Raw genomic sequence first — 13,672 nt, forward strand, 5'->3', positions numbered from 1 at the left:
GTCAGGCCTTCCACTTCTCCCAGGACATGTTCCAGCCGTTGAAGCCGTTCTCGGGCTGGATCGTCTTGTCCGCGGAGTTCTTCACGACCACGAGGTCCCCGATGAGGGAGTTCTCGAAGAACCATCCGGCGGACGTCTTCTTGCTGTAGCCGCCGCGCACGTCGCTCAGGCCTATGCAGCCGTGGCTGGCGTTCGTGTTGCCGAAGGCGCCGCCCGACCAGTAGTTGCCGTGGATGAACGTGCCCGATGTGGACAGGCGCATCGCGTTCGGGACGTCCTTGATGTCGTACTCGCCGCCGAAGCCGACGGTCTCGCCGTTCATGCGCGTGACCTTGAGCTTCTCGCTGATGACCATCTGGCCGTTGTACGTCGTCGTGCCGGGTGCGCCCGCGGTGATCGGGATCTTCTTGATCTGCTTGCCGTCCCGGACGACCTTCATCTGGTGCGACTTGGCGTCGACGGTGGAGACCTGGCTGCGGCCGATGGTGAACTTCAGCGTCTTGGCCTGCTTGCCGTAGACCCCGGGCCGGCCCTCGACACCGTCGAGGTTGAGCTTGACGGTGACCTTCGTGCCCGCCTTCCAGTACTTCTCGGGACGGAAGTCGATGCGGTCGTTGTCGAACCAGTGTCCCTCGACCGGCACGGACGGCTCGGTCTTGACCTCGATGGCCTTCTCCACGGCCTTCGGGTCGGTGATGCCCCGTGTGAAGTGGACCGAGAACGGCATTCCGACGCCGACCTTCGAGCCGTCCTCCGGCGTGAACTGCCCCACGAAGGTGTTCTTCGGCGTCAGTGTCGTGAACGACGTGTCCTTGGCGGACTCACGTCCCTCGGAGTCCTTGGCCGTCGCGTGGACCTTGTACTTCGTGGAGGCGGCGAGGTGGTGCGCGGGCGTCCACGAGGCGCCGCCCGAGGTGATCTTGCCCGGGACCGGATTGCCCTTGCTGTCCTCGACCTCGACGTCCGTCAGCTTGCCCTTGTCGGCCGCTATCTTCAGTGCCCCGTTGGTGGCCACCGCGTCGGCGCCGTCCTTCGGAGCTATGGTCACCACCGCCGCCGACGGCGCGTTCTTGTCGGCCTCGCCCTTGCCGTCGCCGCCGGAGTCCGAACCGCCTCCCCCGCCGCATGCCGTGACCAACAGCAGCGCCGCACCCGATGCCACCGCAAAGAGGCCTTTGGTGCCCCGTCGCCGCGCGCGCCCCCGCGCACCAACCGACGTCCCCGATATCGGTCGCCCGTTCAAGATGTGTCTCCCCTCGCACGGCCTGGTCAGGCCCGCACCCCAGTGCATCTGCGCGCACAGACACGCGCCAGCGCTAGATAACCACACGGTCCTGACCGATGACTCCCCGCCAATGTCACTGTTCAGTCCCAACTGCGTACGGGGCGCGGAGCCTGCCTCGGCTGTGCTGCGGGCCCTGCCTCAGTCCTGGTCCGTGGGCTTGGCTTCCGGCTTGGAGCCGGGCGGTGCCGTCCAGTCCTTCCACTCCATGTTCCAGCCACCGAGCCCGTTGTCAGGAGCGACTTTCTTGTCATCACTATTGACAACTTCCACCACATCGCCAATCAGACTGCGGTCGAAGAACCACCCCGCCGGGGTCTGTGAGCTGCCGCCCTTCACATCGCGCAGGCCCACACAGCCGTGGCTGACATTTGTGTTGCCAGGGGCGTTGGGCGACCAGTAGTTGCCGTGCAGGAAGGTGCCGGACGTCGTCAGGCGCATCGCGTGCGGGACGTCGGGGATGTTGTACTCCCCGCCGAAGCCGACGGTGCGGCTGTTCATCCGGGTCACCTCCAGCATCTCCGTGACCACCATTTTCCCGTTGTACGTGGTGGACTTGGGGGCGCCCGCGGTGATCGGGACCGTGGAGACGACCTCGCCGTCGCGGCGGACCTCCATGGTGTGTTCGGCGGCGTCGACCAGGGAGGTCTGGCTGCGGCCGACCGTGAAGGAGAAGCTCTTGTCCTGCAGGCCATAGGCGCCGGGGGCGGCCTCGACGTCGCGCAGGTGCAGGCCGACGGTGACCTTCGTGCCGGGCTTCCAGTACTTCTGGGGGCGGAAGTCCAGGCGGCCGTTGCCGAACCAATGTGGTCGTACGTCGACCTCCGGGTCCGCGGTGACGCTGATGGCGCGCTGGACGGCCTCGCGGTTCTCGACCTCCCGGTTGAACTCCAGGGAGACGATCATGCCGGTGCCGACCGTGGAGCGGTTCTCCGGTGTCACATAGGCGGTGAACCGCTCGTCGGGGACGTACGTCGTGAACGTCGTGTGCCGGGCCGAGCGGCGGCCGTGGCCGTCGAGGGCGACCGCGTCCACCGTGTACTTGGCGCCGAGCGCCAGGGCGCCCTCGTCCAGCGGCTTCCAGGTCATGCCGTCCTCGGCGATGCGGCCGGGCACGGGAGCCTCCCGCGCGTCCTGGACGCGGACGGCCTTCACCGATTCGAGGCGTCCGTCGGGGACCTCGACCTTGAGCTGTTCGTCGCCCTTGACTCCCTTGCTGCCGTCGTCGGGTGTCACCCGGATCGCGTCGGCGGGCGACCGCGGCTTGCCCATCAGCTGGTCGATGCCACCGCCGTCACCGCTGCACCCCGCGGCTCCCGCGAGCAGTCCTGCCCATGTCATTACGGCGGCCAGCGCGGCCCCTGCGCGCCGTGCGCGCCTCGCTACCTGTCTCACGCCCGTCCCAACGACCGTCCCCCTCCTGGGGAAACGTGAGTGCGACGCACACGCTGGGCAGAACAGTGAGAAGGACGGCACGGGCCCGCGGGTCCTCGCGCGCCGTCCGGTCTGGTACGCCCCTGCCGCCGGGACGCGGCAGGGGTCGAGCCGCAGGAGGCGAATGGGTGTCCAGCGCAGCCGAACAGGAAGCACTCCAGGACGAGGGTGGGCGGCGCGGGACGGGCGCGACCGCGGTGAACGGCAGGACAGCCGCCGTGAAGGACACGTCGGCGAAGGAGCGCGCCACGGTCCGGGACACTTCGGGCGCGCCCGGCATACCCGTGTGGCCAGGGGCGCCGACGCCGCTCGGCGCGCGGTTCAGGGTGGGGCCCGACGGGGTCGCGGGCACGAACTTCGCGCTGTGGGCGGGGGGTGCCCAGGCCGTCGAGCTCTGTCTCTTCGACGACGAGGGCGTGTCGACGCGCGCGCCGCTCACCGAGCTGACGCACGAGATCTGGCACGGCTTCGTGCCGGGCGTCCTGCCCGGACAGCGCTACGGCTACCGCGTGCACGGCCGCTGGGACCCGTGGACGGGCGCCCGCTGGAACCCCTCGAAGCTCCTCCTGGATCCGTACGCGCGTGCGGTGGACGGCGACTTCGCCACGTACGGCCTGCCGCCCGAGGTGTACGGACACGTGCGGGACTGGCCCCAGCAACATGTGGCCGACACGGTGCGGGACGACCGCGACTCGTCCGCGTACGTCCCCAAGGGCGTGGTCGTGCACGACGACGCCCCGGACGACGAGTGGACGGACGACCGGCGCCCGAAGACGCCGTGGGCGGACTCGGTCATCTACGAGGTCCACGTACGCGGCTTCACGAAACTCCACCCGGGGATTCCGCGGGAGCTGCGGGGTACGTACGCGGGCCTGGCGCATCCGGCGGCGATCGAGCATCTCCTGCGGCTCGGTGTGACGGCGGTCGAGCTGCTCCCGGTGCACCAGTTCGCCCATGAGGACCACCTCCTGCGAAGAGGCCTGACGAACTACTGGGGCTACAACTCGATCGGCTACTTCGCACCGCACGCGGCGTACGCGGCGTCGGGGACGAGGGGTGAACAGGTCGGCGAGTTCAAGCGGATGGTGCGGGCGCTGCACGAGGCCGGGATCGAAGTGATCCTGGACGTGGTCTACAACCACACGGCGGAGGCGGGCGAGCTCGGCCCGATGTTGTCGCTCAAGGGCATAGACAATCGCGGCTACTACCGGCTCCAGCCGAACGACGCCCGCCGTTACACGGACTACACGGGCTGTGGGAACACGCTTCAGGTGGTGCAGCCGCACGTCCTTCGCCTGATCACGGACTCCCTGCGCTACTGGGTGACCGAGATGGGAGTGGACGGCTTCCGCTTCGATCTGGCGGCGGCGCTCGCCCGCTCGTTCCACGACGTCGACATGCTGTCGCCCTTCCTCGCGGTGATCGCGCAGGACCCGGTGCTGCGTCGCGTGAAACTGATCGCCGAGCCGTGGGACGTGGGGTCGGGCGGCTATCAGGTGGGGGCCTTCCCTCCTCTGTGGACGGAGTGGAACGACCACTACCGCGACGCGGTACGTGACTTCTGGCGGGGCGCGCTGCCGGACGTGCGGGATCTGGGCTACCGCCTCTCCGGGTCGAGCGACCTGTACGCGTGGGGCGGGCGGCGTCCGTACGCGTCGGTGAACTTCGTGACGGCGCACGACGGCTTCACGCTGCGGGACCTGGTGTCGTACGAGCACAAGCACAACGAGGCCAACGGCGAGGGGAACAGGGACGGCACCAACGACAACCGCTCCTGGAACTGCGGCGCCGAGGGCGAGACGGCGGACGCCCGGGTGGCGCGGCTGCGGCGGCGGCAATTGCGCAATCTGCTGACGACGCTGCTGCTCTCGACGGGGGTGCCGATGCTCGTCGCCGGGGACGAGATGGGCCGTACGCAAGGAGGCAGCAACAACGCGTACTGCCAGGACAACGAGATCAGCTGGGTGGACTGGGGGCTGCTTGAGGAGCCGGGGTGGGCGGCGCTGTGTGATCTGACGTCCCGCCTGATCGCCCTTCGGCACCGGCATCCGGTGCTGCGGCGGCGGGCGTTCTTCTCCGGCCGCGCGCACTCGGCGGACGGGCTCCGGGACCTGGCGTGGTTCACGGCGCGCGGGACGGAGATGACGGAGGGCGACTGGTACGCGCCTGCCGCGACGCTCGCCATGTATCTGTCGGGGCGCGACATCCCGGGACGGGACGCCCGGGGCGCGCCGATCGTCGACGACAGCTTCCTCGCGATCCTCCACGCGGCCGACCGCGCGGGGAGCTTCATGCTGCCGGGAGCGCCGTGGGCGCGGGCGTACGAAGTGGTGGTGGACACCTCTCTGGAGGAGCAGGGGGACGCGCCGGGCGCCGTGCTGCGCGCGGACACGGCGGTCACGATGGCGGCGCGGTCGGTGCTGCTGCTGCGGGTGCGGGACGGGGAGGTGGACTGCGAGGCGAACGGGGAGGCGAACGGGGAGGTGGACGGGGCAGCCTGACGCCGCCCGACCGCCGTCGACATTGGTCCGGACCTGACCATTGCCGCGCTCCGGGCCACGGGTCAAGCTCGGCCCATGGACCTGGAGTTGCGGCACCTCAAGACGATCCGGGCGATCGCCGACGCGGGCAGCCTGACCAAGGCCGCCACCGCGCTCGGGCTCGCGCAGCCCGCCCTGAGCACACAGCTGAAGCGGATCGAGCGCACCCTGGGCGGGGAGCTCTTCGAGCGGGGGCGGCACGGGGTGCGGGCCACCGCGCTCGGGGAGTTCGTGCTCGCCCGCGCCCGGGTCGTACTGCCCGCGGTCAGCGGGCTGCGGGAGGAGGCGCTGCGGTTCGGCCGGGACCGGGAGGGTGGCGCCGGGTTCCGGCTCGGGGCGACGCACGGGCCGCTGCTGGGCGCCCTGGTGGACCGCCTCGCCGCCGCGCACCCGGGGGCCCGGGTGACGACGCACACCTCCTGGTCGGAGCGGGAGATCGCGTCCCGCACGGCCGACGGGCGCCTCGACTTCGCGCTGGTGGGGACGTGCGGGGCGAGCCCGCCGCCGCGCAGCGAGCTGCTCGTGTGGCGGGAGGTCGCCCGTGACCCCGTCTTCGTCATGCTGCCGACCGGCCATCCGCTGGCCGCCTGTCCGGAGATCGACCTGGCCCGGCTCGCGGACGAGGCGTGGACGGACGTACCCGGCGACGGCTGCTTCGCGGACTGCTTCACCGCGGCGTGCGCCCGCGCGGGGTTCACGCCTTCCTCCGTGTACGAGACGGACGTCGCGTCCTGTGTCCATCTGGTCCAGGTGGGGCGGGCGGTGGGCCTGTGCCGGGCGACGTTCCCGCCGACGCCGGGCCTGGTGACCCGCCCGCTCTCCGGAGCGCCGCTGTACTGGCGGCACCTGCTCGGCTGGCATCCGGCGGCACCGGCCCACGACACGGCGCCCACCGTCTTCGCGCAGGCCCGCGCGGCGCATGCGGAGGCGGCGGCGCGCAGCGAGAGCTATACGGCGTGGTTGGCCGCGCCTTCCATAACACCGGGCACGGGGGTCAACTGACAGCTTTCGACGAGCAGTTGAGGCTTCTACGGTGTGGGCCATCCCCGCTCACCCCTCGAAGCCCACCTCGCAACCGAGGAGATGCCCCATGCTCCCCACCCACCACAGACGCGCCGCGGCGGCGTGCGCCGCGTTCGCCGCCGCCGGCGCCCTGGTCCTCGCGGGCCTGCCCGGCACCGCGAACGCCCAGGCCGATCCGTCCGTCTCCCCGCTACCCTCCCCCGCCGAGACCGCCGCCGTCGACAGGACATCGCCCGAGGTCCTGAAGGCCATGGAGCGGGACCTCGGCCTCACGTCGGCGCAGGCCGAGGCCCGTCTGGTCAACGAGGCCGAGGCCGGCGCCGTCGCGGGAGCCCTGCGGAACGCCATCGGGCGGGACTTCGCGGGCGCCTGGGTGCGGGGCGCCACATCGGCGCGGCTGACCGTGGCGACCACCGACGCCTCGGACGTCCCCGCGATCGAGGCGCGGGGCGCGCGCGCCGAGGTCGTACGGCACTCCATCGCTCCACTGGACGCGGCCAAGGCCAAGTTGGACCGTGCCGCGAAGAAGACGGCTACGCGCGACGCTCCCGTCTGGTACGTCGACGTACGGTCCAACGCGGTCGTGGTGCGCGCCGTACGGCCCGCCGCGGCCGAGTCCCTCGTATCCGCCGCGGGCGTCGAACCCTCCCTCGTGCAGGTCGAGAGGACAAAGGAACGGCCGCGCCCGCTGTACGACCTCGTGGGCGGTGAGGCGTACTACATGGGCGGCCGGTGTTCCATCGGCTTCCCGATCACCAAGGGCGCGCAGCAGGGCTTCGCCACGGCGGGTCACTGCGGTCGCGCCGGCACCGCGACCAGCGGCTACAACCAGGTGGCCCAGGGCACGTTCCAGGCATCCATCTTCCCCGGCAGGGACATGGCCTGGGTCGCCGCCAACTCCCAATGGACAGCCACCCCGTACGTGAAGGGCCAGGGCGGGCAACGGGTCGGCGTCGGGGGCTCCACGCAGTCCCCGGTGGGTGCGTCGATCTGCCGTTCCGGCTCCACTACGGGGTGGCACTGCGGCACGATCCAGCAGCACGACACCAGTGTCACCTACCCCGAGGGCACCATCAGCGGCGTGACGCGGACGACGGTCTGCGCGGAGCCGGGTGACTCCGGTGGCTCCTTCATCTCCGGGAGCCAGGCACAGGGCGTCACGTCCGGCGGCTCCGGCAACTGCTCAAGCGGCGGGACGACGTTCCATCAGCCGATCAATCCGCTGCTCCAGCAGTTCGGCTTGACGCTCAAGACCACCGGGGGCGGCGACCCCGGTCCGGGTGAGCCCGAGCCGGGGGGTACGTGGGCCGCGGGAAAGGTGTACGCGGCGGGTGACTCCGTCACCTATGGCGGGTCGGCCTACCGCTGCTTGCAGGGACATCAGGCTCAGCCCGGCTGGGAGCCGCCCAACACCCCTGCGTTGTGGGCGGCCGCCTGATCTGCCGTCCATCGGCCGCGCTCCGCATGTGGCTGGGCGTGTGGCTCCCCGCGCCCCTCGCGGGGAGCATCGGCCTCAGCCCAGGATCCCCCGGCTGTACGCCGTAGCCACCGCCGCCGCCCGGTCGTTGACGCTCAACTTGCCGTAGATGTGGGTGAGGTGCGTCTTGACCGTGGCCTCGCTGATGAAGAGTTCCGCGGCGATCGCACGGTTCGACGTGCCCTTGGCGACGAGCGCGAGCACCTCCCGTTCGCGGGTGCTCAGCGGTTCGTTGCCGGGGGCGCGTACGCGTGAGACGAGCCGGGACGCGACGGCGGGCGAGAGGACCGTGCGGCCCTGGGCCGCCGCGCGGACCGCGGTGAACAGGTCGTCGCGAGGCGCGTCCTTGAGGAGGTAGCCGGTCGCGCCCGCCTCGATCGCGGGCAGCGTGTCGGAGTCCGTGTCGTACGTGGTGAGGACGAGGACCTGGGCGCGGGCGCCGCGCCTCCTGAGTTCGGCGATCGCGTCGACGCCGCCCCCGCCCGGCATACGCAGGTCCATCAGGACGACGTCCGGGTCCAGGCGCTCCACCAGGGCGACGGCCTCGACGCCGTCGGCCGCCTCGCCGAGCACCTCGAAGCAGGGGTCCGACAGGAACATGCCGCGCAGACCGTCCCGTACGACGGGATGGTCATCGACGATGAGGAGAGTGATCAGGTCAGCCATGGCGGACCAAAGGTACGCGAGCCGAGAGCGCGGTGCCGTTCCCCGGTTCCGATTCGACGGTGAACGAGCCCGCGATGCGTTCGGCGCGGGCCCGCATGCCGTCGAGGCCGAAGCCGCCTGAGCCGCTGCGCTGGACGAGGGCCAGCGGGTCGAAGCCGCGGCCGTCGTCGCGTACGTCGAGGGCGACCTCGCCCTCCATGTAGGAGAGGGTGACGCCGAGGCGGGTGGCGTCCGCGTGCCGGGTGGCGTTGGACAGGGCCTCCTGGACGATGCGCAGGAGGGTCGCCTCTATCTCCTCGTGCAGGGGCTCGGCGGGTCCGGTGACCGTGAAGCCGGCGCGGACGCCGGTGCGTTCGGCCCACTCCATGACCGTCTTCTTCAGCGCCTCGGGCAGCGCGTCGTGCTCCAGGGCCGTCGGGGAGAGGTTGTGGACGGAGCGGCGGGCCTCGCCCAGGCTGTGCCGGGCCAGGTCGGCGGCGCGACCCAGGTGCTCGCGGGCCAGCTCCTCGTCACCGGCGTTCGCGACGACCTGGAGCTGGGCGATGATGCCGGTCAGGCCCTGCGCGATGGTGTCGTGGATCTCGGCCGCGAGCCGGCGCCGCTCGTCGGCGACGCCCGCTTCCCGTGCCTGGAGGAGGAGTTGGGCGTGCAGGGCGGCGTTCTCGTCCATGGCCTGCTGGAGCGCGGAGTTGGTGCGTTCCAGTTCGACGATGGTGGCGGCCGCGTCGAGGGCACGCTGGTCCTCCTGCGCCGCCAGGTGGGCGAAGACGGCGAGCAGCGCGACGTTCACCGCGAGCAGCCCGCCGAAGACGGTCCAGCCGAGTTTCTCGTCCGGCGGAAGTCCGCCCGACTGGGAGCCCGCCATGATGATCGCGGTGGCGAAGAGGCCGGGCTTGACCAGGCGTGGGGGCAGCAGCCGCTCGGCACCGAAGTAGCCGACGACGGCGAAGAACGCGAAGAACGGGTTGATCCAGGTGAGGACGAAGGCGATCGCCCAGCGCAGGGCGTAGTAGAGGATGCCCGCGGACGAGGGCCCCGGCCGGGAGCGGGCCAGCACGCTCCACCACGCCTGGAGGGCGAGCGCCGCGCCGACCAGGGCCGCTGCCACGTACCACGAGCCGGGTCCCATGCCGACGACGCCACTCGTGGCGGCCGACATGAGGATGCCGACCCCGAGCAGGACGTAGGGCCCCCAGCGGTGGAAGGTGCCCCAGCGCCGCTCGATCATCTTCGTGGCGTCCGCCGTACTCGTGCTCACGTCCCCAGTGTCGTCCACCGGACAGGTCACGCGCGGCTCACTCCCACCGGAACCAGCGCGTGGCCGCCGCCGACAGGGCCACGGCCCACAGTGCGAGCACGCCGAGGTGGGTCAGACCGGGCCAGTCGCCGCCCGCCGCTTCGCCCAGGGCCTGGGCGGCGGCGCCGAGCGGGGTGACCTCCACGACGTGGGCGAGCGCGTCCGGCATCGCCTGCACCGGCAGCCAGACGCCCGCGCTGAACATCATCGGGAAGAAGACGGCGGAGCCGATCGCGGTCGCGGCCTTCGTCGTACGCGAGATGGCTGAGACCACGGCTCCGAGCGCGAGCCCGCACAGGATGGCGAGGAGCAGCGCGAGGGCGTAGCCGAAGGCCTGGCGCGGCAGGGCGACGTCGAAGGCCAGGCGGCCCACGGTCAGGGAGAGCAGGGACGAGACGAGGGCGGCGGCTCCGTGGATGCCCATCTGCGCGCCGAGCACCGCGGAGGGGCGGACCGGGGTGGCCGACATGCGGCGCAGGATGCCGCGTTCGCGGTAGCCGGTGATCAGCGGCGGCATGGCCTGTACGCCCGCCATGATCAGGGAGAGCAGCACCGTCACGGGGACGTAGGCGTCGACGAGGCGGATGCCGCCCAGTGCGGCGTCGGTCTCCCGGAAGGAGGGGATGGAGCCGAGGATCACCAGGAGGATCGTGGGGAACACCATGATCCAGAAGAGGGCGCCCGGCTCGCGGCGGAAGATCCGGAACTCGGCCCTGAGGACGGCGGCCGATGCCTTGTTCTTCGCGGCGGCGTGAGGTGCGGCGGCGGTGGCGGTGGTGGCGGTCATGCCGTGGCTCCCGTCAGGTCGAGGAACGCGTCGTCCAACGTGACGTCGGAGACCCGGAGTTGGCGGGCGGTGATGTGGTGCCGGGCGAGCAGTGTGATGGCGGCGTCGACCGTCTCGTCGGTGCCGCCCAGGGTGTAGCGGCCCTCGCGCTGGTCGACGGAGACCAGCCGCGGCAGGGCGGCGAGCTCCCGCTCGTCGAGGGGCGCTGACGGCGTGAAGGACATGACGGTGGATCCCGCGGCCCGGCTGATCAGGCCCGCCGGGCTGTCGAGCGCGGCGATCCGCCCCTTGTCGATGACCGCGATGCGGTCGCAGAGACGCTGGGCCTCCTCCATGAAGTGCGTGACGAGCAGGACGGTGACACCGCTGTCGCGTACGTCCTCGATGAGCTGCCAGGTGTCGCGGCGGGCGCGCGGGTCGAGCCCGGTGGTGAGCTCGTCGAGCACGACGACCTTCGGGTTGCCGATCAGCGCGAGCGCGATGAACAGGCGCTGCTTCTGGCCTCCGGAGAGCTTGCCGAAGCGGCTGTCCAGTTTGTCGGTCAGGCGCAGGCGTTCGGCGAGGGGGCGCCAGTCGGCGGGGTTCGGGTAGAAGGCGGCGTACAGCTCCAGTGCCTCGCGCACCGTGAGCTTGGCCTGCAGCTCGCTCTCCTGGAGCTGGGCGCCGAGGAGCCGGGTGACCTGGTCGTGGTCGGCGACGGGGTCGAGCCCGGCGATGCGGACGGTTCCGGCGTCGGGGACACGCAGGCCTCCGACGCACTCCACGGTGGTGGTCTTGCCCGCGCCGTTGGGCCCAAGGACGCCGAAGATCTCACCCTCCTCGACTGCGAAGGACACACCGTCGACGACGGTCCGCCCGCCGTAGGCCTTGCGCAGGTCGTGCACTTCGATGATGGGCATGTGTCGAGCCTCGCCGGTGGGCGGGGGTCCGGGCATCGCCCATCGCGCTCGAAGCGGCATCAGCCGATCGGTTGATGGAGGGGTACGACTTCGCCGGTGCGGCCTGTTCGCGGAGCCACGCGGCGCCTGTTCGCGGAGCCACACGGTGCCCGGTCATGGAGCCACGCGGCGCCTGTTCGTGGAGCCACGCCGCGCACGGTCGTAGGACCAGCGGACGAGCGGGGACGGTCCAAAACTCGGTGGGCTCTGTCAGTGGCCGTCCGTAGGCTCGCTCCTGATGCCGAAACCAGATGCACCGACCGAGGACCAGGCCGAGGACCCGGCCAAGGACCCGACCGAGGACCAGGCCGAGGGACCCGCCCGGGAGACGTCCGCCGCGCGGACGCTGCTTCGGCTGTGGCCGTATGTCCGTCCCGTGCGAACTCGCCTGTTCGGCGCGGCGTTCGTGGCGATCATCGCCTCCTGTACGGGGCTCGTCTTCCCTCTCGTACTGAAGTGGCTCGTGGACGGCCCGGTGGCGGACCGGGATCTCGGCGGGGTCTGGCTCGGCGCGCTGCTCCTGCTGCTGCTCGGTGTCGCGGAGGCGCTGCTCTTCGGTCTTCGGCGATGGCTGGTGGCGCGGCCGCTCGCCTCGGTCGAGGCGTCGATGCGGGCGGATCTCTACCGCCATCTGCAGCGGCTTCCGGTGGCCTTCCACGACCGCTGGGCCTCGGGACAGCTGCTTTCGCGCGGCACGACGGACCTGATGCTGCTGCGGATGTTCCTCGCCTTCCCGCTGACGTTCCTGATCGTGAACGGGACGACGATCGTGGTCGGCATGGTCATTCTGCTGGCGCAGGACTGGACGCTGGGGCTCGTCCTCCTCACCCCGCTGGTGCCGCTGGTGATCGCCTGCGCGTACTTCGAGGGCCGGTACATGGCCGTCGCGCGGCGCGCGCAGGACCAGGTCGGAGATCTGACGACGGTCGTCGAGGAGAGCGTGCTCGGCATCCGCATCATCAAGGGCTTCGGCCGCCACCGCAGTCAGGCGCGCGCGTTCCACGCGCTCTCGCACACGTTGCGGGGCACGGAGCTCGTCAAGGCGCGGCTGCTCGCGGCGATCTACGCGGTGATCATGATGTTGCCGGAGATCGCGCTCGGTGCGGCGCTCGTCCTCGGGACGGTGCGGGTGGCGGAGGGCGACCTGTCCACGGGCACGCTGGTCGCGTTCCTCTCGACGGCGCTCGCGCTGCGCTGGCCGGTGGAGTCGATCGGGTTCCTGCTCGCGATGAGCCAGGAGTCGGCGACCGCCACCGAGAGGTACTTCGAGGTGATGGACGCGGAGCCGGAGTCTTCGGTGGCGCCCGTCGCCACGGGGAGCTCCGCGGCGGGCGGCTCCGGACTCCGCTTCCACGGCGTGCAGTTCCGCTACCCGGACGCGCCCGAGGACGCGCCGGCCGCGCTCGACCGGATCGACCTGCATGTACGCCCCGGCGAGACCCTCGCCCTCGTCGGCGCCACGGGCAGCGGCAAGACGACTCTGACGGCGTTGGTGCCCCGCCTGCACGAGGTGAGCGGGGGCCGCATCACGCTGGACGGCGAGGACATCGCGGAGATGGACCGCGAGCGGCTGCGCACGCTGGTGGCCGTCGCCTTCGAGGAGCCGACGCTCTTCTCGGCGACGGTGGGCGAGAACGTACTGATGGGTGCGGAAGGCGCTGCGGGCGATGCGGAGTTGGAGCGCGCGCTGGGTGTCGCCCAGGCGGACTTCGCCCACGCGCTGCCGCAGGGCACGGCCACCCAGGTCGGCGAGCAGGGCCTGAGCCTCTCCGGCGGCCAGCGCCAGCGTCTGGCGCTGGCCCGCGCGGTGGTGGGCAGCCCCCGCTTCCTGGTCCTCGACGACCCGCTCTCGGCGCTCGACGTCCACACGGAGGCCCTCGTGGAGGCGGCCCTGCGCCGCGTCCTTCGGGACACGACGGCCCTGGTGGTGGCCCACCGCCCCTCCACGGTCCTGCTCGCCGACCGCGTCGCCCTCCTCTCCGAGGGCCGCATCACCGCGGTGGGCACGCACCAGGAACTGCTGCGGGGGAACGCGGAGTACGCGTGGCTGATGTCGGGGGCGGGGGGCGCCCCCGCGACAGGGGAAGCAGACCCCGCGACCGCGGAGCGGGGCGCTTCCTCGGCAGAGGGGGCGGACCTGCCGGCCGCCGACGGACAGACGGAGGCGGGCGTCGTGTCCGCGGAGAGGGAGGGTCTGCGATGACCGCTTCGACGCCGGTGTCACGGAC

At 71.5% G+C, this 13,672-nt stretch carries 10 protein-coding genes; 4 read left to right on the top strand and 6 right to left on the bottom strand.

Going from position 1 to position 13,672, the window contains the following annotated elements; translation table 11 throughout:
* Position 1 precedes the first annotated feature (1 nt).
* Positions 2–1,243, bottom strand: coding sequence for an Ig-like domain-containing protein (locus ACFVXC_RS26175; RefSeq protein ID WP_389909319.1), 1,242 nt, complete (start codon positions 1,241–1,243; stop codon positions 2–4).
* 180 nt (positions 1,244–1,423) lie between these two features.
* Entirely contained in the window at positions 1,424–2,623 is a 1,200-nt protein-coding gene (locus ACFVXC_RS26180; RefSeq protein ID WP_389909322.1) for an Ig-like domain-containing protein, read from the bottom strand.
* Positions 2,624–2,844: 221 nt separating this feature from the next.
* On the opposite strand from ACFVXC_RS26180, the gene glgX reads away from it, so the two are divergent.
* From glgX to ACFVXC_RS26195, 3 genes are all read left to right on the top strand, one after another.
* Positions 2,845–5,217, top strand: a complete 2,373-nt coding sequence (gene glgX, locus ACFVXC_RS26185; protein WP_389909325.1) for a glycogen debranching protein GlgX — start codon at positions 2,845–2,847, stop codon at positions 5,215–5,217.
* A 75-nt stretch (positions 5,218–5,292) separates the two neighbouring features.
* Entirely contained in the window at positions 5,293–6,258 is a 966-nt protein-coding gene (locus ACFVXC_RS26190; protein ID WP_389909328.1) for a LysR family transcriptional regulator, read from the top strand.
* 88 nt (positions 6,259–6,346) lie between these two features.
* A complete protein-coding gene (locus ACFVXC_RS26195) occupies positions 6,347–7,717 on the top strand; it encodes a carbohydrate-binding protein (RefSeq protein ID WP_389909330.1) in 1,371 nt (456 codons plus the stop codon).
* Positions 7,718–7,792: 75 nt separating this feature from the next.
* Here ACFVXC_RS26195 and ACFVXC_RS26200 read toward each other — a convergent pair whose 3' ends face one another.
* From ACFVXC_RS26200 to ACFVXC_RS26215, 4 genes are all read right to left on the bottom strand, one after another.
* Entirely contained in the window at positions 7,793–8,422 is a 630-nt protein-coding gene (locus ACFVXC_RS26200; RefSeq protein WP_389909333.1) for a response regulator, read from the bottom strand.
* The gene (locus ACFVXC_RS26205; RefSeq protein WP_389909426.1) at positions 8,415–9,650 is read right to left on the bottom strand and encodes a sensor histidine kinase; all 1,236 of its coding nucleotides are present in this window, start codon (positions 9,648–9,650) and stop codon (positions 8,415–8,417) included. Before ACFVXC_RS26205 ends, ACFVXC_RS26200 begins: the two co-directional genes overlap by 8 nt.
* Positions 9,651–9,717: 67 nt before the next feature.
* Positions 9,718–10,506, bottom strand: a complete 789-nt coding sequence (locus tag ACFVXC_RS26210; protein WP_389909335.1) for an ABC transporter permease — start codon at positions 10,504–10,506, stop codon at positions 9,718–9,720.
* Positions 10,503–11,405 carry an ABC transporter ATP-binding protein gene (locus ACFVXC_RS26215; RefSeq protein ID WP_389909338.1) on the bottom strand — a complete coding sequence of 301 codons (903 nt, stop codon included), beginning with the start codon at positions 11,403–11,405 and terminating at the stop codon, positions 10,503–10,505. The genes ACFVXC_RS26210 and ACFVXC_RS26215 overlap by 4 nt, the downstream gene beginning before the upstream one ends.
* Positions 11,406–11,682: 277 nt before the next feature.
* Between ACFVXC_RS26215 and ACFVXC_RS26220 the strand changes: the two genes are divergently transcribed.
* Positions 11,683–13,647, top strand: coding sequence for an ABC transporter ATP-binding protein (locus ACFVXC_RS26220; RefSeq protein WP_389909341.1), 1,965 nt, complete (start codon positions 11,683–11,685; stop codon positions 13,645–13,647).
* Positions 13,648–13,672 lie beyond the last annotated feature (25 nt).

The sequence above is a fragment of the Streptomyces sp. NPDC058257 genome (assembly GCF_042881845.1).
GTDB lineage: Bacteria > Actinomycetota > Actinomycetes > Streptomycetales > Streptomycetaceae > Streptomyces.

Excerpts from the sequence above, each read along its gene's own strand:
- ACFVXC_RS26200 (WP_389909333.1), bottom strand. The coding sequence starts at position 8,422 with ATGGCTGACCTGATCACTCTCCTCATCGTCGATGACCATCCCGTCGTA.
- ACFVXC_RS26195 (WP_389909330.1), top strand. The coding sequence starts at position 6,347 with ATGCTCCCCACCCACCACAGACGCGCCGCGGCGGCGTGCGCCGCGTTC.
- ACFVXC_RS26180 (WP_389909322.1), bottom strand. The coding sequence starts at position 2,623 with ATGACATGGGCAGGACTGCTCGCGGGAGCCGCGGGGTGCAGCGGTGAC.
- ACFVXC_RS26220 (WP_389909341.1), top strand. The coding sequence starts at position 11,683 with ATGCCGAAACCAGATGCACCGACCGAGGACCAGGCCGAGGACCCGGCC.
- ACFVXC_RS26210 (WP_389909335.1), bottom strand. The coding sequence starts at position 10,506 with ATGACCGCCACCACCGCCACCGCCGCCGCACCTCACGCCGCCGCGAAG.
- ACFVXC_RS26190 (WP_389909328.1), top strand. The coding sequence starts at position 5,293 with ATGGACCTGGAGTTGCGGCACCTCAAGACGATCCGGGCGATCGCCGAC.
- ACFVXC_RS26215 (WP_389909338.1), bottom strand. The coding sequence starts at position 11,405 with ATGCCCATCATCGAAGTGCACGACCTGCGCAAGGCCTACGGCGGGCGG.
- ACFVXC_RS26205 (WP_389909426.1), bottom strand. The coding sequence starts at position 9,650 with ATGATCGAGCGGCGCTGGGGCACCTTCCACCGCTGGGGGCCCTACGTC.